Genomic DNA, 23,263 nt, shown 5'->3' with positions numbered 1-23,263 from the left:
CGTGAGTTAGGGCGGGTTAGGGCGATTCAGGTGGGCGGGTGAGTTCCTCCAGCAGCTCGATCGCGTGGCGGTAGCTATGCCCGGTGGCGCGGGACATGCCCAGCTCACAGGTGCGGTTGGAGGACAGATAGGCGTCGAAGCTGCCGCGACGCACCTCGGCGGCCTCGCGCGCGGTGGCCGAGGCGGTCAACTCCGGGTGAAGCAGGCCGCGGTCACCGGCGAAGGCGCAGCAGCCGGCATCGAACGGCACGACCACGTTGTCGGCGCAGGCCGCAGCCACCGCGCGCAGGTGATCGACGTCGCCGGCATGGCGATCGGAGCAGGTCGGGTGCAAGACCACCGAACCCAGCCGGTGCCGGACGTCCAGCACCGGCAGCACCCGCTCGGCGACGAAGCGCGACGAGTCGAGCACGGTGAGCGCCTCGACCCGGGCCGCCAGGTCGTGATCGCCGGCGGCCTCCAGGTCGTGGCCCAGGGTGTGCAGGCCGTGGGTGCACGAACTGGCCTCGCAGACCACCGGCAGCCGGCCGTTCTCGCTGGCCGCCAGCAGTGCGGTGGCGGTCGTGCGGGCCATGGCGGCCGCGCCGTCGCTAAGCCCCTTCGACCGCCACACCGTGCCGCAGCACAGGCCGGGCAGCCCCGGCGGCAACCTCACGGCCACACCGGCCCGGGTGCACAACTCGATGAAGGCGCGGGCCGGGCCCGGGGCGTCCGACCCTTCGGACGGCTCGAACAGCTCGCCCATACACGAGGCGAAGAACACCACCTCGGCCGGTTCGCCACCGGCCGGCAACATGGCTCGCGACCGCCCGGGGCCGGGCAGGTCGTCACCGACGCGCGGCACCAGGTCGGTGGGCAGCACCCTGCGCACGGTGTCGGTGACGGCTGCCAGCACCGGCCCGGGCACCTTGTCGGCCACCGCGAGGCCGACCCGCAACGTGGCCAGGGTCGGCTCCCAGTGCTCGGCCAGCCCCACCCCCACCCGCTGCGCCACCCGGGGCTGTGCCTGCCGGCGATGCTGCTTCATGAACACGCCGGTGTCGATGCTCACCGGGCAGGCGAGCAGGCACAGCGAGTCGGCCGCGCAAGTCTGCACCCCCCAATAGGAATAGTCACCCTCGATGCCGGCCACCCCCGAGGCAGCGTCGCGCAACAGTGCGATGCGCTGCCGCGGCGTGGTGGTGACGTCTTTGCTGGGGCAACTCGGTTCGCAATAGCCGCACTCGACGCAGCGGTCGACCGCCGAGTCGACCAGCTCGGGAATCTTCAGGTCGGCCACGTGCGCCTTGGGGTCGGTGCCGATGATCACCCCCGGGTTCAGCACCCCGTCGGGGTCGAACAGCCGCTTGACCTGCTTCATCACGTCGTACAGTTCGACGCCGTACTGGCGCTCGACGAAGGGCGCCATGGCACGTCCGGTGCCGTGTTCGGCCTTCAGCGAGCCGTCGGCGCCGAGCACCAGGTCGACCAGGTCTTCGGTGAAGGCGGCCAGAGTGTCGATCTGGGCGGGGTCGCGCAGATCGGGGTCGATCATGAAATGCAGGTTGCCCTCTTTGGCGTGGCCGAAGATCACCGGGTCGCGATACCCGTAGCCGGCGGTCAGTTCGCCGAGCCTTCGGACGGTCTGGGTCAAGGCCGGCATCGGCACCACGATGTCTTCGAGCAGCGCCGTCGAACCCGGACGCCGGGCGCCCGCCACCGAGGTGTAAAGGCCCTTGCGCACCTGCCAGGCCCGGGCGCGGGCGACCGGGTCGGTGGAGAAGGCCGCCGGCCGGCCCAGCTCGGTGAGGCCGTCCAGCCGGGCCAGCACCGTGCTCAGATCGGCCACCGTGCCGGCCAGCTCGTCATCGTGCTGCGCGGCAGCCTCGACCAGCAGCGCGGTGTGCTGCTCCACCGCCAGCGGACGCAACGCCTCCAGCGGGTTCGGCAGCGCCTGGGCGACCCGCAGCGAGACCGCGTCCATCAGCTCGGCGGTGCGCGCGCCTGCGGCGATCAGGTCGGGCAGCGCCGTGGTCGCCTGGGCGATGGTGTCGAAGATCAGCAGGGCGGTCGACGCCCGGGGCAGCAGCGGCACCGTGGCGAAGGTGGCGGCGGCGATGAAGCCCAGGGTGCCCTCGGAGCCGACCATCAGATGGGCCAGTATCTGCACCGGCTCGTCGTGGTCGAGAAAGCTGTTGATGCCGTAGCCCATGGTGTTCTTCATCGAGAACAGGTGCTCGATGCGGCGCACCGAGTCGGCGTTGCCGCGCACCCGGTCGCGCAGCCGGGCCAGGCCGGCCCACAGCTCGGGTTCGACGGCTCTGAGCCGGGCGTCGGCGTCCGGCGCGGCGGTGTCGATGGTGGTGCCGCTGAGCAGCACCAGTTCGAGGCCGACGAGCGTGCGGTAGGTGTTCTGGGTGGTGCCACAGGCCATACCGGAGGAGTTGTTGGCCACCACGCCGCCGATGGTGCAGGCGATCTCGCTGGCCGGGTCGGGGCCGAGCATGCGCTGGTGGGGGGCGAGCCGCGCGTTCACCGCGCGCACCGTGGCCCCGGGCTGGCAGCGCACCCGGGCACCGTCGTCCAGCACCTCGATGTCACGAAAGCCGCCTCGGGTGTCGATCAGCACCCCGGCACCGGACGCCTGCCCCGACAGTGACGTGCCGCCGGAGCGAAAGGTGACCCCGACGCCGTGCGCCCGGGCCACCGCGACCGCCCGGGCCACGTCGGCAGCCTCCCGTGCCAGCACCACCGCCTGCGGCCGCAACAGGTAGTGCGAGGCGTCGTGTGCCAGGCGGGCAGTGTCGATCGACCGATCGCTCACCGGATCGTCGCCAAGGGCGTGCCGCAAGGCGGCGGCCAGAGCACTCATCGCGATCATCACCTCCCCGTGACGCGCAGACAGACACTGCGCCTGACGCACTTGAAAGTGTGGTCCGCAACGGCACGCCGCGTGCCGAATGACGAAAATTTCCCTGAAATCGTCGCCGCACTCGTCGCCGCGCCGACGACCACCGCGAGGGGCTGTGCCGGGCACTTGAACCCCAATAGGGCCGGCTCTGGCCGGTTCAGGGGTTCCGCCGAAGGTATTTCTGGGGCCCCAGGTCGATCCTGTAGCTGCCACCTGCATCGGAGGAGCCATGCCCGTACCCCGTAACGCCGCAGCCCTCGACACCCTGTCGAGGCTGCTCACCGAGGGCCACCACGACCAGCCCGCCGACCTCCTCGACTACGCCGGCCACGAACTGAACGAGCCCGAGGGCTGGCTCTGGCACCAGAGCCAGCCACAACCCGGCCTGCAGAATCCGGACGCCTATCTGCTGGCCGACGCCCTGGCCGCCAGCCCGCAATTGCACGCCGCCCCGGCGACAGCCATCGACCGCAGCGGCGGCAACCGGCCGTTCACCCCGGCGCAGCAGCAGTACGTGCGGCACAGCATCGACGTCACGATGAAGGGCGGTACCACCAGCGGGGTGATCTACCCGCTCGCCCTGTGCGAACTGGCCCGCGAGTTCAGGTTCCGCAACCTGGGCGGGGCCTCGGCCGGCGCGATCGCAGCGTCGCTTGCCGCAGCCGCAGAGCTCGGACGGGTGCGGGCCGCGTCCGGCCAGCACAGTGCCGAACGGCTCGGCCCGGCCCAGGTCGACCAGGGACGGCTGCGGCAGGGATTCGCGGGCATGGCCGACATCGTGGCCTGGCTGACCCAGCGCGACCAGCCCGCTGCGGACGAACAGTTCCGGCTGGTCCAGCTTTTCAAGCCGACCCGGGCCGGCACCCCGCTGTTTCGGGTGATCGCCGCGGCGATGCGGCAGCAGTTCGTCCGGGGCGCACTGCTGCTGCTGGTCAGCCTGCCGACGCGGGCCCTGTGGTTGACCCTGCTGCCGTTCGTGCTGGCCCCGCTGGGGTTGTCGGCGGCCGGCGCCCTGGCGCTGGGGTGGCCCGTGGTGGAGCCTGGGCAATTATGCGTGGGCAGCGCTGCTGCTCTGGCTAGCCTTCGGCTGGCTGGTTCCGCTGGCCGCCCTGGTGCTCTCGGCGCGCAAGCCCGCCGCCCCGTCACCCGACGGCTTCGCCGAACCGGTGCCGGTGCCCGCACCCCCCACGCCTCGGCGCGACTGGCTCGGCACCGTGATCCTGCCCCTGGCCCTGGCCGCGGGCTGGGTCGCCGCCGCCCGGGACGCCATGGACGGGGCCGGGCTGTTGATCACGATCGTCTTTCTGGTCGCCGAGGTGACCTTGGTGCTGATCGGCTTCGGGTTCGGCGTGGTGCTGTTCTCGACCTCGGCCAAGCAGCACCGCTACGGCCTGATCGGCGGCTCGGGTGCCGGCCAAGACGATGGTTCGTGGCGCGACCGGGTGGCCACGCTGGTCGACCGTGCCGCGCGGGTGCTGCCGCGCCGCACCGTGGGACCCAACCTCACCGACTGGCTCACCCAGGCGATGGCCGACCTGGCCGGGCTGCCCGCCGACGAAGTGGTGCGTTTCGGCCACCTGTGGGTCGGCGGCGACTACACCCCCGGTGACCCCGACGGGGCCGGACGACGGGCCGCCGACGACCCCCGGCAGCGCTCGGTCAACCTTGAGTTGATGAGCACCGAGCTGATCCGGCGGGCGCCCTACCGGTTCCCGCTGCCGGTGGCGGCACCGGGTGACGAGCTGTATTTCGACCCGTCCGACCTGGACGGCCTGCTGCCCCGCCGGGTGATCGACGCCATGACGCTGGGCGCGCGGCCCGTCCGGGTGCGCTGCCTGGCCACCGGCAAGCCGTTGACGCTCTACCCGTTCCCCCAGCCCGCCGACCTACCGGTGGTGTTCGCCACTCGGGCGTCGCTGGCCCTGCCCGCGCTGTTCCAGGCCGTCCGGCTGTACGAACTGCGCCACGGTTCGCTGCCGGTTCGCACCGAGTTCGGCGAGCGCATCGCGGGCCCGGACGGCACCGACCTGCGCTTTCCCCTCGATCAGGCGAGCGCCGAGCCGGTTGCGCAGGAGCTGTGGTTGACCGACGGCGGCGTCACGTCGAATTTCCCGATCCACATGTTCGACTCACCGCTGCCGCTGTGGCCCACGGTCGGCATCGACCTGGGCACCCACCCAGCCGGCGCCGGGCACCAGGACGTCTACCTGCTCGGCGATGCGCGTGCGGCCAAACATTTGGCGGCGCCGCTGAAGAACGCGATGAGCGGCTTTCTGGGAGCGGTGGTGGGAACCGGGCTGCAATGGCACGACAACGCCCAGTTGCAGATGCCGGCCTTTGCCTCGCGCATCGCGGTGGTGCGCCAGCGCGGCTACGAGGGCGGCAACAACCTGTTCATGACCCGGGCGGACGTGGCTTCGCTCGCTCTGCGCGGGGTGGTGGCCGGCATGCGGCTGCGGCGCCGGTTCGCCAGCGACGCCCAGTGGCAGCGGCAGCAGTGGCTGCGGCTGCGGGTGGCCGGGCAGAACCTGGTCGACGTGGCCGAACGGCTGCAGACCGCGCTGCGCGAGCAGACCTACGCGCGGCTGGTCCCGGCGCAGCTCACCGGCCACGAGTGGAACGAGCTGGACGCCCTACGCGCGGCGGTGGCCGGGCAGGCCGACCCCAACCCGCCCGACGCTGCCTCGGACGCCCCCGACCCGGCCCTGGACTGGTACCTGCCGCCGTCCCGCACCGATGTGGCTTTCGACGACCACGGCCGTCCGGTCGGGTTCTTCGCGAACCTGACCACCCTGGTGTCGTCGTCGCGCTACCTCACCGCTGACCCGGCGGTGCTACGTGAAGGAGTGCCGCTGCCGCTGGCCGAACTGCGTCAGGTGCCGCGCAGCTAAAGCGATGATCATCGCTGGTCGAGCGTGCCGAGACCTCGAACACGCGCCCTGGCAAAGGGTTTCGACAGGCTCAACCAGCGCTGGTCGAGCGTGCCGAGACCTCGAACACACGCCCTGGCAAAGGGTTTCGACAGGCTCAACCAGCGCTGGTTGACGGCGCGGGCACACCCGAGGGTGCACCCGACGGCGGCATTCCACCAGGCGTTCCACCAGGTCCGCCGGACCCGCCACCGGAGGGAGCGCCGCCACCACCGGCAACGGTCGTGCCTTCGGTGGGTTCGGTGCTCGTGTCGATCGGCACCGTCAGCGTCACCGTGTAGCCGTTGGTGACATCGCCCGACACCGTCGCCAACTGGGTGGCGCCGCTGTCGTCGCCGAACACGTTGTCGGTGGCCAGGCTGACCTGGGCGAAATTCGCGATCGACGCGCTGTACCCCTCGGTGGCGAAAACAGCGTTGCAGACGTCCTCGGGAAGAGCGACCTGCGAGGTGGAGAGACGGTTGTCGGCGTTGGTGATACTGGCCTCGTCGGGGTACACCTCGAAGTGCACGTGCGGCCAGCGTCCCGAGTAACAGGCCGGGAAGATGCTGGTGAAGGTCACCGTGCCGTCGGAGTCGGCGATCTGCACGCCGCGCAAATAGTTCTCGTTCTCGATCCCGCTGCTGTACATGGAGTAGTTGCCCTCACGGTTGCAGTGCCACACGTACACCGCCACGCCTTCGAACGCACCGCCGCCGCCGGCCAGGTCGAGAATCGTCAGGGTCAGCCTCATCGGAATCCCCTCGGCGACGGTGGTGCTGTCGCCGAAGCTGGCCGTGATGTCGGAGCGCACCACGCCGGACTGCTCCAAAATGTCGGGGCCGTTGGTGCCGTCACCGGGGTAAGGGCCGTTGGTCTCGTCCGGAATCTCGGTCAGCCCGGTCGAACTGGTCGCGGTCGCGCTGGCCGAGCTGGACGCCGCGGTACCGGTGGTGCAGGCGGCCAGGGTCAGGCCCACGGCGCCCACCCCGAACACGCCGAGAATGCCGCGCCGCGAGAGCAACGTGCCCAGATCGAACTGCAGCCCCTGATCGACCAGCGGTTCAGTGGGGTCAGTCAGTGGGCGTCCCTCGTAGCGCCCGTCGGGCGTGGGTGGCAGGTTCATCCGGGTCGTCCTTTCGGATTGTGCTGGTCACGATAACCGTCCGGGCCCGCCCTGTAGGTCGGCTTTGGGTTTACTGTGCCCCACCTGCGCACATCGGGCGGCTCGCCAAACGGCGCTGGATGCGCGGTTGGGGTGCCGGCGGGTGCCCAATGCTGGGACCATGGATGCCGTGACCGCCCCGCCCGAACGCGAGCCTCGTCCGCTGCCCGGTGTCGCCTCACCGATCGCGGCAGCGGTGCTGGCCGGCGCACTGGTGTACCTGATCTGGTGGGGACTGGTCACCACCCACAGCGGCCAGACCCTGGAGGCCCTCGCACTCGAGGGAACCCGGGTGGGCAGGTGGCGGCTCGACGATCAGGCCGACGAGCTGCTGGGCACCGTGTCGGTGCCGATGGTGGCCGGCGTGATCGCCGTGGTGCTGCTGATCGGTGCCCTGCGGGGCCGTTGGGTGGCCGCCGGGGCGGCCGCCAGCGCCGTGGTCGGGGCCAACCTGACCACCCAGTTGCTCAAGTCGCTGGTGTTCCAGCGCGACGACCTGATCGGGCTGGGCGCCTGGAACGGCACCAATACGCTGCCCTCGGGGCACACCACGGTCGCCGCTGCCGCGCTGGTCGGACTGATCCTGGTGGTTCCGCCCTGGCTGCGTTCGCTGACCACGGCGGTCGGGGTGGTCGGCGTTTCGGCCTACGGGCTCGCGACCCTGGTGAACCAGTGGCACCGGCCCTCCGATGTGGCCGCCGCCGTGCTGGTGGCTGCCAGCTGGGGTTGCCTGGCGGTGGCCGCGATCCGGTTCGCCGAACGATCCGGCCCGGTGCGCGACGCCGCGCATCGCCCCGGTGCCACCTCGGTGATCCTGGTGATGATGGCGATCTGCGGCCTGGCGCTGGCCGTCGCCGCCGGCTTCATGGTCTGGAACGCCGAGGCCCGGGGCACCGACGCCACCACCGCCTTCATTGCCTACGTGGGCGGGGTCTCGGCCCTGGTCGGCATGACCTGCGGCGGCCTGGGCGGGCTGCTGCGCCTGCTCGACGCCAGCCGTCCGATTCCGAGGGGCAAGCAACGCGTCGAACTGGACGCCGGCACTACTGCTCCTGCGCCCGCGCCACCAGGTTGACGAAGACGTCTTCGAGGGTCGGCTCGACGGCGACCAGCACGGCGTCGTAGAAGCCCGCCGCGTGCAGCCGGGCGGTGAACTCGCCCACCGGGTCGGACGACGCCACAGCCGGGTCGATCACCGCGTGCAGCCGAGCCCCCGACAGATACGCCTCCTCGACGCCGGGAGCCTGTTCCAGCCAGACCAGTGCCCCGTCGATGTCGCCGACCGACACTTCCAGCACCTGCTCGGCGATCAGGTCACGACGAATGTCGTGCGGCGACCCCTCGGCGATCAGACCACCGCGGTAGATGAACCCGAGCTGATTGCAGTGGCTGGCCTCGTCCATGTAGTGGGTGGTGACGAACAGCGTCACGCCGCGGCTGGCCAGGTCGTAGAGCAGGTCCCAGAACTGCCGCCGGGCCACCGGGTCGACGCCGCCGGTGGGTTCGTCGAGAAAGACCAGTTCGGGCTGGTGAATGGTGGCGGTGCCCAGCGCCAGGCGTTGCCGCCAGCCCACCGACAGGTTGGCCGTCAGCTCGTGCTCGCGGCCGCGCAGGTCGGCCATGTCGAGCACGTAGGCCCGCTGCCGGGCGAACTGATCGGCAGACAGGTCGTAGACGCCGGCGTAGAAGCGCAGATTCTCTTCGACCGTCAGGTCTTCGAACAGGGCGAACTTCTGCGACATGTAGCCGAACCGCTGCTTGACTCGCTCGGGATGGTTGATCACGTCCTCGCCGAGCACCAGCGCCTGGCCAGAATCGGGCCCGCTGGTGCCGGTGAGCATCCGGATCGTGGTGGTCTTGCCCGACCCGTTGGGCCCGAGAAAGCCGAAGATCTGGCCCCGCGGCACGTCGAAGTCGATGCCGTCGACGGCGGTGAAGCTGCCGAAGCGTTTGGTCAGCCCGCGCACCGACAACGCCATCTCGGGGTTGGGCGGGGTGCTTGTCAACGCCGGTCGACTCACCCCCGCCGGAAGAGCCTGCCGAGACCCGTCCCCCGCCGGTCGACTCACCCCCGTCGGTCGAGCTTGTCGAGACCCGTCCCAGCTCTGTTCGCTCATTCGGCCAACCTCCTTCTGGTGGCGGCGATCGCAGCGCCGAAGATCACCACGGCGAACCCTCCCAGCACCCAGAACTGCAGGGCGAGCGCCTCGAAACCGCTGCCCTTGATGAACGCCCCACGCAAGATCTGAATCGCCCAGGTGAGCGGAATAAACCAGCTCAGCGGCTGGATCGCAGCCGGCATCGAGTCGAGCGGAAAGATGAAGCCCGACAGCACGAAGCTGGGCAACAACAGCAGCATCATCATCTGCTGCGCCTGCTGCCGGGTGTGCGACACCAGCGAGATCAGCAGCCCCATGCCGATCGCGGTGAGCATGAACAGGCCCAGCCCGGCCGCCACCACCGAAACCTGCCCGGCGAACGGCACCTTGAACCAGAACACCCCCACCCCGGCCACCAGCAGCAACTGCGCGGTGGCCAGCAGCGCGTACGGGGTGACCTTGCCGATCAGGTACTCCACCGGCTTGATGGGGGTGACGAACATCTGCTCCAGCGTGCCGCGCTCCCGCTCCTTGACCACCGCCTGGCCCATCACGACCATGATCGAGATCATCACGATCGCCGCCACCAGGCCCGGAATCATCGTGTTCACCGCGGCCAGGGTCGGGTTGAACATCACCCGCACCCGGGCGTCGATGCCGGGCGCGGCCAGCACCACCCCCGCGTTCGCGACGCGTTCGGCGTTGTAGCGGGCGATCACCTGGGCGGCATACCCGCTGCCGACCGAGGCGACCTGACTGTCGGAGCCGTCCACCAGCACTCCGATCGGGGCGGCCTCACCCCGGTCGAGGGCGGCCTGGGTGCCCTCGGGAATGACGATGGCGATCGCGATGCGTCCGGTGTCCATGAGTTGCTGCACGCCGGTCTCGGCCGGGTACTGGGTCACCGTGAAATAGTCCGACCCCGTGAAGTGCGCGGTGAGCGCCTGCGAGGTCGAGGTGCGGTCGAGGTCGACAACGGCGGTGCTGAGATGCTTGACGTCGGCGGCCACCACGTAGCCGAACAGCACCAATTGCAGAATGGGCATGATGAACAGCAGCCGAACCAGTAGCGGGTCGCGGCGCAGTTGCAGGAACTCCTTCCAGATCAGCAGCCGGATGCGTCGCCGCGACTGCGCAGCGCCGATCACCGCCGCCTCCTGGCGTTGAGCAGCACGGCCACCGCGATCACGATCACCGCATACGCGGTCAGGGCCGCCAGTTCGGGCCACACCTGCTCGAAGCCGGCTCCCTTGAGGAACACCGCCCGCGAAATGGTCACCATGAACCGGGCCGGCAGCAGGTAACTGATCACCTGCAGCCACTCGGGTATCGAGCTGAGCGGAAACGCGAAGCCCGACAGAATGAACCCCGGCAGCAGCGACAGCAGCAGGCCGAGCATGTTGGCGGTCTCGAGGGTGGGCGCGAGCGCCGAGATGACCAACCCCAGGCCGAGCGAGCAGAACACGAACAGTGCCGCCCCCAGCGCCAGCACGCCGACGCTGCCCCGCAACGGCAGCGCGAAGACCCACATGCCGACCACGGTGATCGCCACCAGTTCACCGAAGGCCAGCACGGTCCAGGGGGCCAGCTTGCCGATCATCATCTCCCAGCCCCGCAGCGGGCTGATCGCCAACTGTTCGTCGGTGCCCTGCTCGCGCTCACGCACCAGCGACACCGCGGTCTGCTGCACCGCGACCACCATGACGATCACCACGATCAGGCCAGGAATCAGGAAATCCGAACTGGACTTCTCGGGGTTGTACCAGGTGCGCACCCGCGGTTCGAGCTGGCCGGCGGCGGTCATGTCCAGACCCTGGCCATCGGCCCATTCGATGGTCACCCGTTGGCCGTACACCTGATTCAGCGCGGTGATGAACGCCTGGCCGACCCGTGCCGCGGTGGGTTCGCTGCCGTCCAGATAGACCGCGACCACGGCCTGGCCGCCGTCGGCCAGGGTGCGGCCGAAGCCGGACGGCACCAGCACCGCGATCCGCGCCTGGTTGCGGTCGAAAACCCGGTCGACGTCGTCCAGGCTGTCGGCGGTGCCGACCACGGTGAAGAAGTCCGAGCTGGCGTAGCTGTTGACGTAGGCGGCACTGGCCGGGGTGTGATCGGTGTCGATGATCACCGTCGACACGTTCTTCACGTCGAAGCTGATCGCGTAGGCGAACAGGATCATCTGCAGCATCGGCAGCGCCAGCACCACCGCCAGGGTGCGGCGGTCGCGGCCCAGGTGGGTGAACTCCTTGGCGATCAGCGCCCGGATGCGGTGCAGCGAGGTCATCCGCGCCCCGATCCGCTGGTCGAGCGTGCCGAGCCCCCGCGACCACCGGTTTCGACAGGCTCAACCGGCGAATCCGCCCCCCGACCCAACTCGGCCAAGAACGCGAACGCCGTCTCCATGTCGACCGGAGTGCGCCGCACGTCGGCCTGCAGCCCGTTTGCCTGCACGGCCGCACCGACGACATCGGGGTCGTCGGCCTTCGCCAGCACCCGAACGACATCGCCGTACAGGTGCACCGCCAGCAGCCCCGGCAACGCCTGCAGGGCAGCCAGCGCCGCCCGCGGGTCGGGCGCCCGCACCTCGAACAGCACCCCTGGCACCAGCGCCTTGATCTGGGCCGGCGTGCCGCGGTGCCGCACCCGTCCACGCTCCAGAAAGGCGACGTCGGTGCAGCGTTCCGCCTCGTCCATGTAGGGGGTGGCGACCAGCACGGTGGTGCCCTGGCGGTGCAGGCCGGCCAGAATCCGCCAGAACTCGCGCCGCGACACCGGGTCGACGCCGGTGGTGGGTTCGTCGAGCAGCAGCACGTCGGGTTCGTGCATCAACGTGGTGGCCAAAAACAGCTTCTGCTTCATGCCGCCCGAGAGCCGTCCGGCCTGCCGGTGCAGAAAGTCTGCCAGCCCCATGCCGTGCAGCAACTCGAGCATCCGCTCGCGGCGTCCGGCGGCCGGCACACCGCGCAAGGTGGCGAAGAACTCGATGTTCTCCGCAACGCTCAGGTCGGGGTAGAGGGCGAACTTCTGCGACATGTAGCCGATCCGCGGGGTCACCCGGCCGGGCTGCCGGGTGACCGAGAGGCCGTGCACCGAGGCGTCCCCGGCGCTGGGCCGCAGCACGGTGGCGAGCATCCGAATCAGCGTCGACTTGCCGGCCCCGTCGGGGCCGAGCAGGCCGAACACCGCGCCCGGTTCGATACGCACCTCGACGCCGTCGACGGCGAGCACATCACCGAAGCGGCGACTCAGCCCGACGGCCTCGATCGCGGCGGGGGCGGTCATGGCAGGGTCACGTCCACGGGCATGCCCGACTTCAGCGTGCCGGAGGTGTCGTCGATGCGCACCCGCACGGCGAACACCAGCTTGGTGCGCTGCTCGGCGGTGTCGATGTTGTTCGGGGTGAATTCGGCCTGGTCGGCCACGAAGCTGACCGTGCCGGCGAACGTGCTGGTGCTCGAATCGGTGGTCACGTTCACCTGCTGCCCGACGGCGACCTGCCCGATCCGGGTCTGCGGCACGAACACCCGCACGAACAGGTCGGCCGGGTCGGTCATGGTCAGGATGGTCCGCCCGGGCGCGGCGTTCTGGCCGGCGTTGCCGACCACGTTCACCACGGTGCCGTCGGCGGGCGCGGTCACGGTGGCGTAGGTCAATTGCACCCGCGCCAGCTTCACCGCCGCCTCCGCCTGCGCCTGCCGCGCCTTGGCGGCTTTCACGTCGGCCTTGGTGCCGTCGTCCTTGGCGTTGGTGACCGCCGCCTTGGCCGCAGTCACGCCCTGCTTGGCCTGGCTGAGCTGTAGCTTCAGCGCCGCAGTGTCAAGCTCGGCCAGCACGTCGCCCTTGACGACCTGGTCACCCTCGGCCACCGCCACCTGGGTGATCCGGCCGGCCATCGCGGGCGCGATGCTCAGCTCGGTGGTCTCGACCTGGCCGGTCAGGCTCTGCTCACTGGTCGTGCTGCGGGTGGCGCTGTACCACCACCACCAGGCCCCCAGCCCGATCACCAGCAGCCCGACCAGCACGATCACGGGCAACGGCGGACGCTTGTGCTTCATTTCTTCACCTCGTTGGTTCGGCAGGGCGAGAGCTGGACGTCGACGGGCACGCCCGGCGACAAGGCCTGGTCGAAGGTCGCCTCGACGGGCACGGCCCGGGTCAGGTGCACGTCGTCGGTGACCTGGTAGCTGGGCGGGTACTGGGCCAGTGGCAGAATGCGGCTCACTGTGCCGGACGGGTTCGTCCCCCAGGCCACCGTGGCCGGGTCGCCGACGCAGACCAGGCCGGCCTGGGCCGGCGGCAGCCACAGTGCGACGACGTGGGCCGGGCTGCTGATCGCGGCGACGGTGGCACCCGGAGCGATCACGTCGCCCACGCTCACCACGCTGGTGATCGTGCCGTCGCGCGGTGCGGTCACCAGCGCCTGGCGGCGGGCGGTGACGGCCTGATCGAGCGCGCTGCGGTCGTCGGCGGCGATGGCGGCCAGGGTGCGGGCGCGCTTGAGGTCGGCTCGGGCGTCCCGCAGCTTCTTCATACCCTTGTCGAGCTGCTTGAGTCCGTCGTTGGCCTTGGCCAGGTTGGCAGCAATGGTCGCGATCACCGTGCGCAGTTTCGGAATGCCCGCGTTGAGCTGTCGCAGCGCCGCCTTGAGCTGTTGGCGGCCCACATTCACCTGGGCGATGGCCGCGCGCACCTGCGTGCGGGCCGCGGTGAGCGTGCCGACCGCCGTGTCGAGTTGAGCCAGGGCGGCGGTCAGTTGCCGCTGCGCGGCGAGCAGCGCCTCCCGCTGCACTGCGGGTGCGTCCGGCGGCAGGGCGGCAAGCTGGGCCTCGACCTGCGCCAGTTGCTGGGCGACAGCGGCGCGTTTGGCAGTGACCTCGGCCAGGTGCTGCTCGACGCTGGCCAGCTTCTTGGGCAGCGTCTTGGCGACTCGGTTGACCTCGACGAGCTTGCCGGTGACGGTGGTCTTCGCCTTGCTGGCCGCGGCGAGCTTCTGGGCCAGCTCGTAACGGGCCTTGGTGGCCTTGGCGATGCCCTTGGTTATCTCTTTGCGCTTGTCGGCGAGGTCTGCCTCGTTGTCGTGGGTGGTCGCGATGGCCTGCTCGATCACCGCTACCTGCGCCCGCGCGACCGACCGGTCGGCCCGGGCCGCAGTGACGTCAGCAGCCAGTGCGGTGTCGTCGAACCTAACCAGCACGTCGCCGGCCTTCACCTGTTCACCGAGCCGCACCTCGACGCTGCTGACCCGCTGCGCCGAGCCGAAACCCAGCAGGGCCGGCACTCCGGAGAGGTTGGCGGCGGCGCCGGGCGTCACGACGAAGCCGGCGTTCAGGTTGACCCGCGGCACGCTCAGCGCCGGTGCCTGCACGGTGATCGTGTCGGTCTGCACCCGTCCGGTCGCGGCGATCGTGGCCGACGGCGCGGCGCAGCCCGCGGCAACCAGTCCCACAGTCAGGGCGGCTGCGACGAATGCGTACCGCAGGCGACCGTTCATCGGTCGTCGGTGAAGTCGAGGGTGCGCAGGTAGGCGTCGACCAGCCACTGCAGGCTCTCGGGCTTGGGCCGCACCGGAGGTTCGTTCGACAACAAGCCACCGAACATCACGTAGCTCATCACCCCGCCGACGAAAAGCCGGACGCTGATCTCGGGGTGGTCGAGGGTGAGCACGCCGTTGCCTGCCGCAGCGCGCAACAGGGCAGCCGTCCGGTTCAGCAGCGCTATCGGCAGCGCCTCGACCAGCATGGAACGCACCTCCGGCAGGCGCACCGCCTCGCCCACCACGAGTCGCAGTACGGCGATCATCTGCGACTGCAGCAAGGTGCCCGTGACGCTCTCGGCAAAGACCAGCAGCGCCGTGCGCAACTCAGCCCGGGTGGTCGGCGCCACCAATTCGGGCGGGTCGGGAAGGGTGCCCTCGACCTCGGCCAGAATCGCGATCAGCAGATCGATCTTGCTCGGAAAGTACGCATACAGGGTCTGCTTGCTGACGCCGGCCTCGGCGGTGATGGCGTCCATCGTGGTGCGGCTGAACCCCTGGGCAAGAAACAGCGTGCGGGCGGCATCGGTGATCTGCCGCCGCTTCGCCTTTGCCCGCGGGCTCAACTCCTCCACGACTCAAACTGTACGGTTTGGTTTGATCGCGCGCAAGGGGTCGGAGTCCGGGGCCGGCGGGCTCCCTGCCCTCCCGATCAGCGACGCCGCGCGGCTGCTCGAACCCAACGAGATCGGCTGGCGCCACATCCGGCAGGCGGCAACGCCAACCACCCCGACCCGCGGGCCCCTCGGGTTAAGGTGCGGACGTGATCAAGTACCTCGGCTCCAAACGCGCGCTGACCGGCGTGCTGGGCGCGTTGGCCGAAGGGTCGGGGGCCCGCACGGCGGTCGACCTGTTCACCGGCACCACCCGGGTCGCACAGGAATTCAAGCGCCGTGGGCTGATCGTCACCGCCGCCGATCTGGCCAGCTACAGCGAGGTGCTGGCCCGCTGCTACATCGCCACCGACGGCACCACCGTCGACCTCGACCGGTTGGACGCCCTGCTCGCCGAACTCGACGCCCTGCCCGGCGTGCGCGGCTACGTCACCGAGACCTTCTGCGAGCGGGCCCGCTACTTTCAGCCGCACAACGGCATGCGCATCGACGCCATTCGCGACCGATTGGTCGGCCTGGCCGACGACCCGCTCTACCCGGTGCTGCTGACCGCCCTGATGGAGGCCGCCGACCGGGTCGATTCGACCACTGGGCAGCACATGGCCTACCTCAAGAGCTGGGCGGCGCGTTCGTTCAAACCGCTGCACCTGCAGCGTCCTCGACTGCTGGCCGGCCCGGGTAGCGCCGTTCGCGGCGACGCGCGCGAGGTGGTGCGCGCCCTGCCGCCGTGCGACCTGATCTACCTCGACCCGCCCTACAACCAGCACCGCTATTTCGGTTATTACCACATCTGGGAGACGCTGGTGCGCTGGGACGCCCCCGAGCACTACGGGGTGGCCTGCAAGCGGGCGGATGCCCGCGAGGCCGTCAATTCCAGCCCCTTCAACTCCCGGCGGCACATCGCGTCCGCGCTGGTCGAGGTGATCGGCCAGGCGCGGGCCGAGGTGGTTGTGGTGTCGTACAACGACGAGTCGTGGATCGCCCCCGAGCAGATCGTGAGCTGGCTGCGCGATGCCGGGCACGCGTCGGTCGAGCAACTCGCCTTCGACTCCCGCCGCTACATCGGCGCCCAGATCGGCATTCACAGCCCGTCCGGCACCAAGGTGGGCACGGTGTCGCACACCCGCAACACCGAATACGTGTTCGTCGCCGGGTCGCGAGACCGGGTCGAGGGGGCTCTCGCGCAGGTGGAGCGTGCGCGGGCGAGCACCGGGAGCTCTGCCTAAGAGCTCCCGCCAGTAGGCCATGCGTCGCTCGCGACGGCGGCGCCTACTGGCGGAATCTCTCAAACCTCGGTCCACCGATCTGCCGCTTCTTGGAGCCCGCGAAGAAACGGGCGTATTGAGTTGCGGCCCCGCGGCAGTTCATTCCCGCCGCGCAGATATGAGCCTTATGGCCTGCCTCGATGACTGGCATAACGATCGTCTCGCCGCACGGGGCTGCGCGGGCGCTGCCGGCCGGGGCCATAACGCACGAATCGCCGCGCACACCCTTTCGCACAACCAGGCCGCCCTTGCGCGCACCGCCGGAGCCGGTCGCCACCCCGCCCATCGGTGAATCGAGGCCTCAGCAAGCGCTGATTGTCGCTGGCCGAGGGTGTCGGGGCCTCAGACTGTCGTCGTCACTCAGACTTAAGTGAGCCGACGTCCGGATGCTCCGCAGAAATACTCCTGTCAGCAGCAGTGTTACAACGATCAACAGTTGATCAGACCCTCGGCCCACGGCGTGGGCCGCTGCTAGATTGGCGACCATGCACACGATCGTGACTTCGCTCACCGCGCGACCCGTCCGCGCGCTGATGTGCATGTGTTGCTGTTGTCGACTCGGCTGAAGCCCCTCTCGTGCCCCCGCGCACAACCGACCAGCAACCACCCGAAACCGTGAAAGGCCAGCCATGCCGCACGATGAAATCTGGCGCCGCATTCGCACCGAAGCCACCGAATCTGCTGAGGCCGAGCCCGCCCTGGCCAGCTACCTGCACACCGTGGTGCTCGCCCACGACCGGCTCGAGGACGCGCTGAGCTACATTCTGGCGTCCAAGCTGGGCAGCCTCACGATCACTTCGCTCACGCTGCGCTCGCTGATCGACGAAGCATTCAACGGCGACCGCAGCATCGGGCTGGCCTTTCGCGAAGACCTGCGCGCCGTGCTGAGCCGCGACCCCGCCACCCGCGGCTATTCGGTGCCGCTGCTGTACTTCAAGGGCTTTCACGCCCTGCAGGCCTACCGGGTCGCGCATTACTACTGGGAGAAGGGACGCGCCCCGCTCGCCCTCTACCTGCAGAGCCAGATCTCTGAGATCTTCGCCGTCGACATTCACCCCGGTGCCCGCATCGGCAAGGGCATTCTGTTCGACCACGCCACCTCGATCGTGATCGGCGAGACCGCCGTGGTCGATGACGACTTCTCGATGCTGCACGAGGTCACGCTGGGCGGCACCGGCAAGGTCGGGGGCGACCGGCACCCCAAGATTCGCCGCGGCGTGATGATCGGCGCCGGCGCCAAGGTGCTGGGCAACATCGAGGTGGGCGAAGGTGCCAAGATCGGCGCCGGCTCGGTGGTGCTCGAAGACGTGCCGGCCTTCACCACCGTGGCAGGCGTGCCGGCTCGGCCGGTCAGCTACCCGGCGCACGTCTTTCCCGAAGAACTGCTCAACCCAGACCTCGCCCTGGACGAGTCGGCCTGAGCCCGGGTCGCGCGGCACAGCCAGGCGGGCTGGCCGAGGCGCCCGGGGCGGCATTACCGTGATCAGGCCCCGGGCCTCATCGAACACTCAGCGGTTCAGGGCCACCAGTTCACCGATGGGCAACTCCCGGCTCGCGGTGCGGGTGACCGGCAGCACGCCCGACCTGCCGGCGACCGACCAGGTGACGTCCCACTGGGCGGTGGCGGTCACGGTGTAGCTACCCTGCGGCAGCGAGGGCTTCGAATAGACGTAGCCGCAATCCGGTGAGGGGGCCCCGGCCTTCACCGCGTCGCTGTAGCGACTCATCGTGGTGCAGGTCACCGACTGGCCATCACCCATCGCGAACGTCGTCGAACGCAACCGGGCGGCCAGCCTGAAGGTCAACCCGTCGGCGCTGTCAGTGTCGGCCACGGTGCGCACGCCGTCGGTCCACAGCCAGATTGGAAAACCGACGGTGAGCATGTTCCACTCGTTGACACTCGGGTCGGGCCCGAAGGTGGGCGTAGGCACCGGCAGCCGCAACTGGGTCGCGAGCCGGACTGCGGTCGCCTGCAGGTCTGCCTCGCGGATTCTGTAGACGTCGCTGACGGCACAGTCCGTGCGACCCGACCGCTGACACGCATCGAGTAATGCACGCGCGCGATCCCAAGACATCCATGCGCCCTGGTACAACACCATGCCCTTGTGCGAGATCGTCTTCTTGCGACTGCCGCCGCGGAACACCGAGATGGCGCCTTTGACAGTGTCACCGTCATCCTCGACAGGATCCGCGTGTGCCTGGATCGGTAGACTCGGGGCAAGCAGGATCATCGCCACGCCAGCCACGATTCGCCTCAGCATTTGGCAACTTTCTGTGACTCGAAAATCGAGATTCGAAGCACGCCTTCGGAGTAGCGAAAATACGATTCTTCGCGAACCGTGACACTTCGATGGATGTTCACCCCGTCCACCGAGAATGCGACGTCCTTGGCGCGCCAGCAGACGGTCAGCGAGGTGACTGAACCCTCCTTGGTGCGAGTGGGTTTCGGCGTGATCGTCAGAATGTCGAAGGTTCCGCCGACCGCTCGCGTCTTGTTCGTCTTGAGATCTTGGAGATTCTCAACAACCGACTTGAGCGCAGAACCCTCGAGTGTGTTCAGCAACACCTCCGTCGCCTTTCGGGTACCGCCTGCTCGCTGCAATCTGACGTTCTCATCCCAGTACGTGCGGTACGTGGCCTCGGCCTGCGCGATCAACTCGTTCTGTTGCTGGGTCTTGCCGTAGTCCTCGGCACTGCACGGGTGCGGCGTCGCGTTGTACGGCGTGCAGGTCGGGCTGGGGCTCGGCGTCGGCGACGCACTCGTCGAAGCGCCTGGCCCGGCCGTCGGCGTCGTCGGCCCGCAGCCAGTGACGGCAACGGCAAGCGCGCACATTGCGGCGAGCCAACTCCACCGTGTCACCATGTTGAACCTCCTGAGCAGGTTCGGACAGTCTGGCACGAGACCGTGGGTTCGCCCCGAGGTTTCGTCCAGGCTGTGGATAACTCCAGATCCTTCAGGGCTTGACCACCCGATCGATCATCAACGCGACCCCACGGTTCGCCCCGGTGACCATCAACGTCACTTCAGGGTGCGCGGACTGCCACACTCGGAAGAGTTCATCGGCGAATCCCTGGCCGACCAGTTCGACACCGGTGAAGTCGAGCACCACCTGCTCGAATTGTTCGAGCCCGAGCGCAAACCGCTTGGCCTGCGAGCGGCTGAGAAACTCCGACCCGTGCTGCACTAATTGCACGCGCGGAATCGTCCGCACGAAGTCGCCACCCTCGGTGAACCGGACGAACACATCGACCAGGTCTCGGGAAGTGTGCAGGTCGAGCGTGAACGTCACGGTCGTGCCCACACCGGCACCTTCTCCGAGCGCAACATCGCCTTCGCTGGTATCGACAGTGAACCGGTAGCCGTTCGCGTCCAGGCTGAACAGATCAACCGCCTTCGAGGTGAAGAAGATCCCCTCGCCGGAATGACGCTGCGGCGCACTTGTCCGCCGCCCCTTGGTCAGGTCGACGACCGCATCGGCGACATCTGAGTAGCCGAACGTGTCGGCGAGGCTGCGGAAAGCCCCGATGCCGTCGTCGGCGACGCGGACTCGCACGGTCGTCCGGTTCTGAAACGCCAGGCTGACCTCCACCGCGCTGCCGTGCGAGTGGTCGATGGCGTTGTTCACCATCTCAGTGACCGCGTAGCCCAGAATGTTGCGAGCCCGCCCGGAAAGTTCACCCCCGGTGTGCCGTTCGAGTTCTGCCCGCAGCTTGTGCCACACCTGGTCTTCGGCCAGCCCCGGCAGGCTGTAACCCTTGCGCCACAACACGGGCGGTTCAGCCGATTGCCGCAGCGCCGACCACTCCTGGCGCAGCAGATCGGGACGAAATCGCCGATGCCCACCCGGCGTCAACTCCGCACTCAACGCACCCAGTTCGACCAGTTGTCGCACTCGACTGGTCGACAGGCCGAGCACTCTGCTCGCCTCGCCGATGCCGATGAGCCTCTTGTCCACAACACAAAATCTACACTTCTGTAGATTTAGCTCTCAAGAATCTACAGCCCCCTGTGAGTGGCTGCACCCGCGAGCGGCGAGGATTTTCGAGGTGGCTGTCGGGCCACCCGCCCGCGCTGACGGGTGCGGTCAACCCGCACACCCGATGCGAGCCGCCTTGGGGAGTCGAACCCCAGACCTATTCATTACGAGTGAATCGCTCTGCCAACTGAGCTAAGGCGGCCTGCCGAGTGCCCCCGGCGACGACCAACTATAGGTCAGCGGCACCGCGGCACGCGAAACGAGAGCGATGAGCCGCAGCTTGTGCGCCCCACCGCGAGCCGCCCGCTACTGGCACTTGACCCCGTCACTGGGCACGGTGCCCTTGGTCAGATAGGCGATCACCAGCCGGTCGACGCACTCCGACTTGCCGCCGAAGGTGCCATGCCCCTCGCCCTCGTAGGTGACCAGCACCCCCGACTCGAGTTGCTCGGCCATGGTGACGGCCTGCTGGTAGGGGGTGGCCGGGTCGCCCGTCGCACCGACCACGACGATCGGGGCCGCACCCGAGCCGGTGGGCTTGAACTGGATCGTGCTGCGCACCGGCCACAGCGGGCAGGTGTAGCCCGGGCCGAAGTACTTGCCGAAGATCGGCGCCTTCTGCTGGTCGGTCGTCCATCGTTGCTCCGCCTCGACCACGCCCTTGTCGTACCCGTCGGCGCAGCCGATGGCCGGGAACGAGTAGAACATCGAGCCGAACGTACCGTCGTCGTTGCGGTCGTTGAGCTGATCGGAGGCTTTCAGCAGCGCGGCACCGTCGCCGGCCAAAGCCGCCTTCAGGTCGGCGGCCAGTACCTTCCAGGCCGGGATGCCGCCGTACAGGTACGACGCCACGCCGGTGGCCGCCAGCGTCTGGGTGAGCGGACGATCACCCACCTGCAGCGGGGTCGCGTCGAGGGTGTCGAACAGATCGGTGATGGTCTGCAGCACCGCGTCCTTCGACGACCCCAGGCTGCAGTTCTGCCGGGCGCACCAGGCCGCGAAGTTGCCCAGCGCCAGGTCGAAACCCATGGCCTGAATCACGGTGTCGTCGTCGGTGATGTCGACGGCGGCGTCGAGCACCAGCCGTCCGACCCGTTGTGGGAACAGGTCGGCGTAATAGGCGCCGACCTGGGTGCCGTAGGAGTACCCGAGATAGTTCAGCTTCTGGTCACCGACCAGTTCGCGCAGCAGATCGAGATCGCGCACCGTGTCGACGGTCGAGATGTGTTGCAGCAACTCACCGCTGTGCTGCCAGCACGACTGCGCGAATTGCCAGGTGCCCACGATCAGCGCCGCTGTCTCGGCCGCGTCGTCGGGGGACGAGTCGAGCTCGGTGAACGCCTGCGTCTGCTCGTCGTCGAAACACTGCACCGGTGTCGAGGCGTTGGTACCGCGCGGATCCCAGCCCACGATGTCGTACTGCTCCAGGCCGGCCGAGGCGAAGTAGGTGACCAGGTTGCGGCCGGACGCCCCCGGGCCGCCCGGGTTGACGAAGAGCGTGCCCAGCTTGGGCGATTTGGTGGCCGGCTTCTTGGCCAAGGCCAAGGTGATCGCCTGGTCACCCGGGTTGGCGTAGTCGAGCGGCACCAGAATCTCGGCGCACTTGTAGACCTGACCGCAGGTGCTCCAGCCCAGCTTTTGCTCGCGATAGCCCGCGAGCCCTTCGCCCGGCGGCGCAGTCTCGAAACCCTTGGGTTTGGCGTTCGAATCGGACCGACGGGGCCGGTCGACCTCAAGACCCTGCACCAGCGACACCTCGATCACCGCACCCGTCGGAGCCGGGGCGGCCGATGGCGTCGACGAACCCGGAGCGGACGGGCTGGGCACTTGGCCCGGCGTGCAGGCGCTCAGCAGCAGCAACGCGACGAAGCCGACAGCCCAGCGAAGAGAAATACGCACGCGTTCAATCTAGTGCCGGGCCACCAAGCCCCACCCCGGGGTCGCTCACGCCCCCGGGTCGAGCAGGCGGTCCTTCTCGCGGCTCTTGCGAAAACTGCGGTCGAGGCTGAAGCCGCCGCCACCGATGCACAGCAGCACCAGGCCGACGGCGGCCAAAACCAGTTCGAGCTCGCCGATGAAGCCGGAGCGGCCCGCCACGAACGGGCTCCAGGCGCCCCACTGCACGAACGCCAGGGCGCCCCCGGTGATCAGCAGCACACCCAACCCGGCCACCCGGGTGAGCAGTCCGAACACCAGCGCGACGGCGATGGCCAGCGATGCGAACCCGGTGACCATCGCCATGATTCGCGGTTCGGGAATCACCGTGCCGGCGAACAACGCCTCGGCCGCCGGCAGGTTGGTGACGATCTCGAGGCCGCGAACGGCCATGATGGCCGCCACCACGAGCCGCAGCACGAACAGCGCGAAGGCACCCAGAAAGCCGTCGGTGGTGCGCCGGGCGACCACCACGGGTTCGGGCGCGGCGGACGTGCGGACGTCCGGTTGCGCCAGCGCCTGCGCCCGGGCCTCGCGGCGGGCGGCCCGTTCGGCGTCCAGCTTCTGCTGCTCGGCCGACAACGTCTCGGCAGGCGCGACGACGGCGGAATCGCGGAAGATGGACGCGCTGGGCACGGCGCTGTGCTGCTGCGTGGGCGGGTCGGCCTCGTCGGCCGACGGCACGAACCCCTCGACGATCGACTGCACCCGGGTGGCCTCGGCCTCCGTGAGCGCGGCGAAGCTCGGCGGCTCGGGCAGCCTCGGCTCGCGGCCCTCGATTGCGGATTCGGGCGCGAACTGCGTGGTCTGCTCGTCTTCAACGGTGTGAGTCATGATTCTCCTCCGCACAACAGTGACTTCCATCGTGCCCTCGGC

Annotated in this window: 19 protein-coding genes and 1 tRNA gene; 4 read left to right on the top strand and 16 right to left on the bottom strand. The window is 69.0% G+C overall.

Going from position 1 to position 23,263, the window contains the following annotated elements; all coding sequences use genetic code 11:
- Positions 1-16 precede the first annotated feature (16 nt).
- A complete protein-coding gene (locus QM721_RS03190; RefSeq protein ID WP_415118912.1) occupies positions 17-2,851 on the bottom strand; it encodes an FAD-binding and (Fe-S)-binding domain-containing protein in 2,835 nt (944 codons plus the stop codon).
- Positions 2,852-3,047: 196 nt separating this feature from the next.
- On the bottom strand, positions 3,048-3,938 hold the full coding sequence (locus QM721_RS03185; protein WP_415118910.1) for a hypothetical protein: 891 nt from the start codon (positions 3,936-3,938) through the stop codon (positions 3,048-3,050).
- A gap of 64 nt (positions 3,939-4,002) precedes the next feature.
- Here QM721_RS03185 and QM721_RS03180 point away from each other — a divergent pair, with 64 nt between their 5' ends.
- Positions 4,003-5,781, top strand: coding sequence for a hypothetical protein (locus QM721_RS03180; protein WP_415118908.1), 1,779 nt, complete (start codon positions 4,003-4,005; stop codon positions 5,779-5,781).
- Between the two features lie 136 nt (positions 5,782-5,917).
- Here QM721_RS03180 and QM721_RS03175 read toward each other — a convergent pair whose 3' ends face one another.
- Positions 5,918-6,925, bottom strand: a complete 1,008-nt coding sequence (locus QM721_RS03175) for an intradiol ring-cleavage dioxygenase (protein WP_415118906.1) — start codon at positions 6,923-6,925, stop codon at positions 5,918-5,920.
- 160 nt (positions 6,926-7,085) lie between these two features.
- Between QM721_RS03175 and QM721_RS03170 the strand changes: the two genes are divergently transcribed.
- Positions 7,086-8,039, top strand: a complete 954-nt coding sequence (locus QM721_RS03170) for a phosphatase PAP2 family protein (protein WP_415118904.1) — start codon at positions 7,086-7,088, stop codon at positions 8,037-8,039.
- On the opposite strand, the gene QM721_RS03165 is transcribed toward QM721_RS03170, so the two are convergent.
- The 7 genes from QM721_RS03165 to QM721_RS03135 all read right to left on the bottom strand — a co-directional run bounded on the left by QM721_RS03165 (position 8,008) and on the right by QM721_RS03135 (position 15,171).
- Entirely contained in the window at positions 8,008-8,970 is a 963-nt protein-coding gene (locus QM721_RS03165; protein WP_415118902.1) for an ATP-binding cassette domain-containing protein, read from the bottom strand. The genes QM721_RS03170 and QM721_RS03165 overlap by 32 nt on opposite strands.
- A gap of 107 nt (positions 8,971-9,077) precedes the next feature.
- Complete coding sequence (locus QM721_RS03160) at positions 9,078-10,211, bottom strand: ABC transporter permease (RefSeq protein WP_415118900.1); 1,134 nt, start codon at positions 10,209-10,211, stop codon at positions 9,078-9,080.
- Positions 10,208-11,347 (bottom strand): ABC transporter permease, encoded by a 1,140-nt coding sequence (locus QM721_RS03155; protein WP_415118898.1) that lies wholly within the window; start codon positions 11,345-11,347, stop codon positions 10,208-10,210. Before QM721_RS03155 ends, QM721_RS03160 begins: the two co-directional genes overlap by 4 nt.
- Positions 11,344-12,345, bottom strand: coding sequence for an ABC transporter ATP-binding protein (locus QM721_RS03150; RefSeq protein WP_415118896.1), 1,002 nt, complete (start codon positions 12,343-12,345; stop codon positions 11,344-11,346). Before QM721_RS03150 ends, QM721_RS03155 begins: the two co-directional genes overlap by 4 nt.
- Positions 12,342-13,118 carry an HlyD family secretion protein gene (locus QM721_RS03145; protein WP_415118894.1) on the bottom strand — a complete coding sequence of 259 codons (777 nt, stop codon included), beginning with the start codon at positions 13,116-13,118 and terminating at the stop codon, positions 12,342-12,344. The genes QM721_RS03150 and QM721_RS03145 overlap by 4 nt, the downstream gene beginning before the upstream one ends.
- Positions 13,115-14,554, bottom strand: coding sequence for a hypothetical protein (locus QM721_RS03140; RefSeq protein ID WP_415118892.1), 1,440 nt, complete (start codon positions 14,552-14,554; stop codon positions 13,115-13,117). Before QM721_RS03140 ends, QM721_RS03145 begins: the two co-directional genes overlap by 4 nt.
- A complete protein-coding gene (locus QM721_RS03135; protein WP_415118890.1) occupies positions 14,551-15,171 on the bottom strand; it encodes a TetR/AcrR family transcriptional regulator in 621 nt (206 codons plus the stop codon). Before QM721_RS03135 ends, QM721_RS03140 begins: the two co-directional genes overlap by 4 nt.
- Positions 15,172-15,359: 188 nt before the next feature.
- Here QM721_RS03135 and QM721_RS03130 point away from each other — a divergent pair, with 188 nt between their 5' ends.
- Both QM721_RS03130 and cysE read left to right on the top strand, forming a co-directional pair.
- Positions 15,360-16,436, top strand: coding sequence for a DNA adenine methylase (locus tag QM721_RS03130; protein WP_415118888.1), 1,077 nt, complete (start codon positions 15,360-15,362; stop codon positions 16,434-16,436).
- A gap of 668 nt (positions 16,437-17,104) precedes the next feature.
- Positions 17,105-17,896, top strand: a complete 792-nt coding sequence (gene cysE / locus QM721_RS03125; RefSeq protein WP_415118886.1) for a serine O-acetyltransferase — start codon at positions 17,105-17,107, stop codon at positions 17,894-17,896.
- Positions 17,897-17,983: 87 nt separating this feature from the next.
- Here the strand turns inward: cysE and QM721_RS03120 are convergent, their stop codons facing one another.
- From QM721_RS03120 to QM721_RS03095, 6 genes are all read right to left on the bottom strand, one after another.
- On the bottom strand, positions 17,984-18,736 hold the full coding sequence (locus QM721_RS03120) for a hypothetical protein (RefSeq protein WP_415118884.1): 753 nt from the start codon (positions 18,734-18,736) through the stop codon (positions 17,984-17,986).
- On the bottom strand, positions 18,730-19,338 hold the full coding sequence (locus QM721_RS03115; protein ID WP_415118882.1) for a hypothetical protein: 609 nt from the start codon (positions 19,336-19,338) through the stop codon (positions 18,730-18,732). Before QM721_RS03115 ends, QM721_RS03120 begins: the two co-directional genes overlap by 7 nt.
- 91 nt (positions 19,339-19,429) lie before the next feature.
- Positions 19,430-20,431 carry an STAS-like domain-containing protein gene (locus tag QM721_RS03110; RefSeq protein WP_415118880.1) on the bottom strand — a complete coding sequence of 334 codons (1,002 nt, stop codon included), beginning with the start codon at positions 20,429-20,431 and terminating at the stop codon, positions 19,430-19,432.
- Positions 20,432-20,581: 150 nt separating this feature from the next.
- Positions 20,582-20,654 (bottom strand) — tRNA-Thr (locus tag QM721_RS03105).
- A 104-nt stretch (positions 20,655-20,758) separates the two neighbouring features.
- On the bottom strand, positions 20,759-22,351 hold the full coding sequence (locus tag QM721_RS03100) for an alpha/beta fold hydrolase (protein ID WP_415118878.1): 1,593 nt from the start codon (positions 22,349-22,351) through the stop codon (positions 20,759-20,761).
- A 45-nt stretch (positions 22,352-22,396) separates the two neighbouring features.
- Complete coding sequence (locus QM721_RS03095; RefSeq protein WP_415118876.1) at positions 22,397-23,221, bottom strand: DoxX family protein; 825 nt, start codon at positions 23,219-23,221, stop codon at positions 22,397-22,399.
- Positions 23,222-23,263: the final 42 nt, after the last annotated feature.

It is taken from the genome of Micropruina sp. (genome assembly GCF_047602085.1).
GTDB lineage: Bacteria > Actinomycetota > Actinomycetes > Propionibacteriales > Propionibacteriaceae > Micropruina.
This window is presented reverse-complemented; position numbering and strand designations above follow the sequence as displayed.

What these genes read in the sequence shown, in the direction of transcription:
- QM721_RS03190 (WP_415118912.1), bottom strand. Translation starts at nt 2,851, where the DNA reads ATGAGTGCTCTGGCCGCCGCCTTGCGGCACGCCCTTGGCGACGATCCG.
- QM721_RS03175 (WP_415118906.1), bottom strand. Translation starts at nt 6,925, where the DNA reads ATGAACCTGCCACCCACGCCCGACGGGCGCTACGAGGGACGCCCACTG.
- QM721_RS03170 (WP_415118904.1), top strand. Translation starts at nt 7,086, where the DNA reads ATGGATGCCGTGACCGCCCCGCCCGAACGCGAGCCTCGTCCGCTGCCC.
- QM721_RS03155 (WP_415118898.1), bottom strand. Translation starts at nt 11,347, where the DNA reads ATGACCTCGCTGCACCGCATCCGGGCGCTGATCGCCAAGGAGTTCACC.
- QM721_RS03150 (WP_415118896.1), bottom strand. Translation starts at nt 12,345, where the DNA reads ATGACCGCCCCCGCCGCGATCGAGGCCGTCGGGCTGAGTCGCCGCTTC.
- QM721_RS03145 (WP_415118894.1), bottom strand. Translation starts at nt 13,118, where the DNA reads ATGAAGCACAAGCGTCCGCCGTTGCCCGTGATCGTGCTGGTCGGGCTG.
- QM721_RS03140 (WP_415118892.1), bottom strand. Translation starts at nt 14,554, where the DNA reads ATGAACGGTCGCCTGCGGTACGCATTCGTCGCAGCCGCCCTGACTGTG.
- cysE (WP_415118886.1), top strand. Translation starts at nt 17,105, where the DNA reads ATGCCGCACGATGAAATCTGGCGCCGCATTCGCACCGAAGCCACCGAA.
- QM721_RS03120 (WP_415118884.1), bottom strand. Translation starts at nt 18,736, where the DNA reads ATGCTGAGGCGAATCGTGGCTGGCGTGGCGATGATCCTGCTTGCCCCG.
- QM721_RS03115 (WP_415118882.1), bottom strand. Translation starts at nt 19,338, where the DNA reads ATGGTGACACGGTGGAGTTGGCTCGCCGCAATGTGCGCGCTTGCCGTT.
- QM721_RS03095 (WP_415118876.1), bottom strand. Translation starts at nt 23,221, where the DNA reads ATGACTCACACCGTTGAAGACGAGCAGACCACGCAGTTCGCGCCCGAA.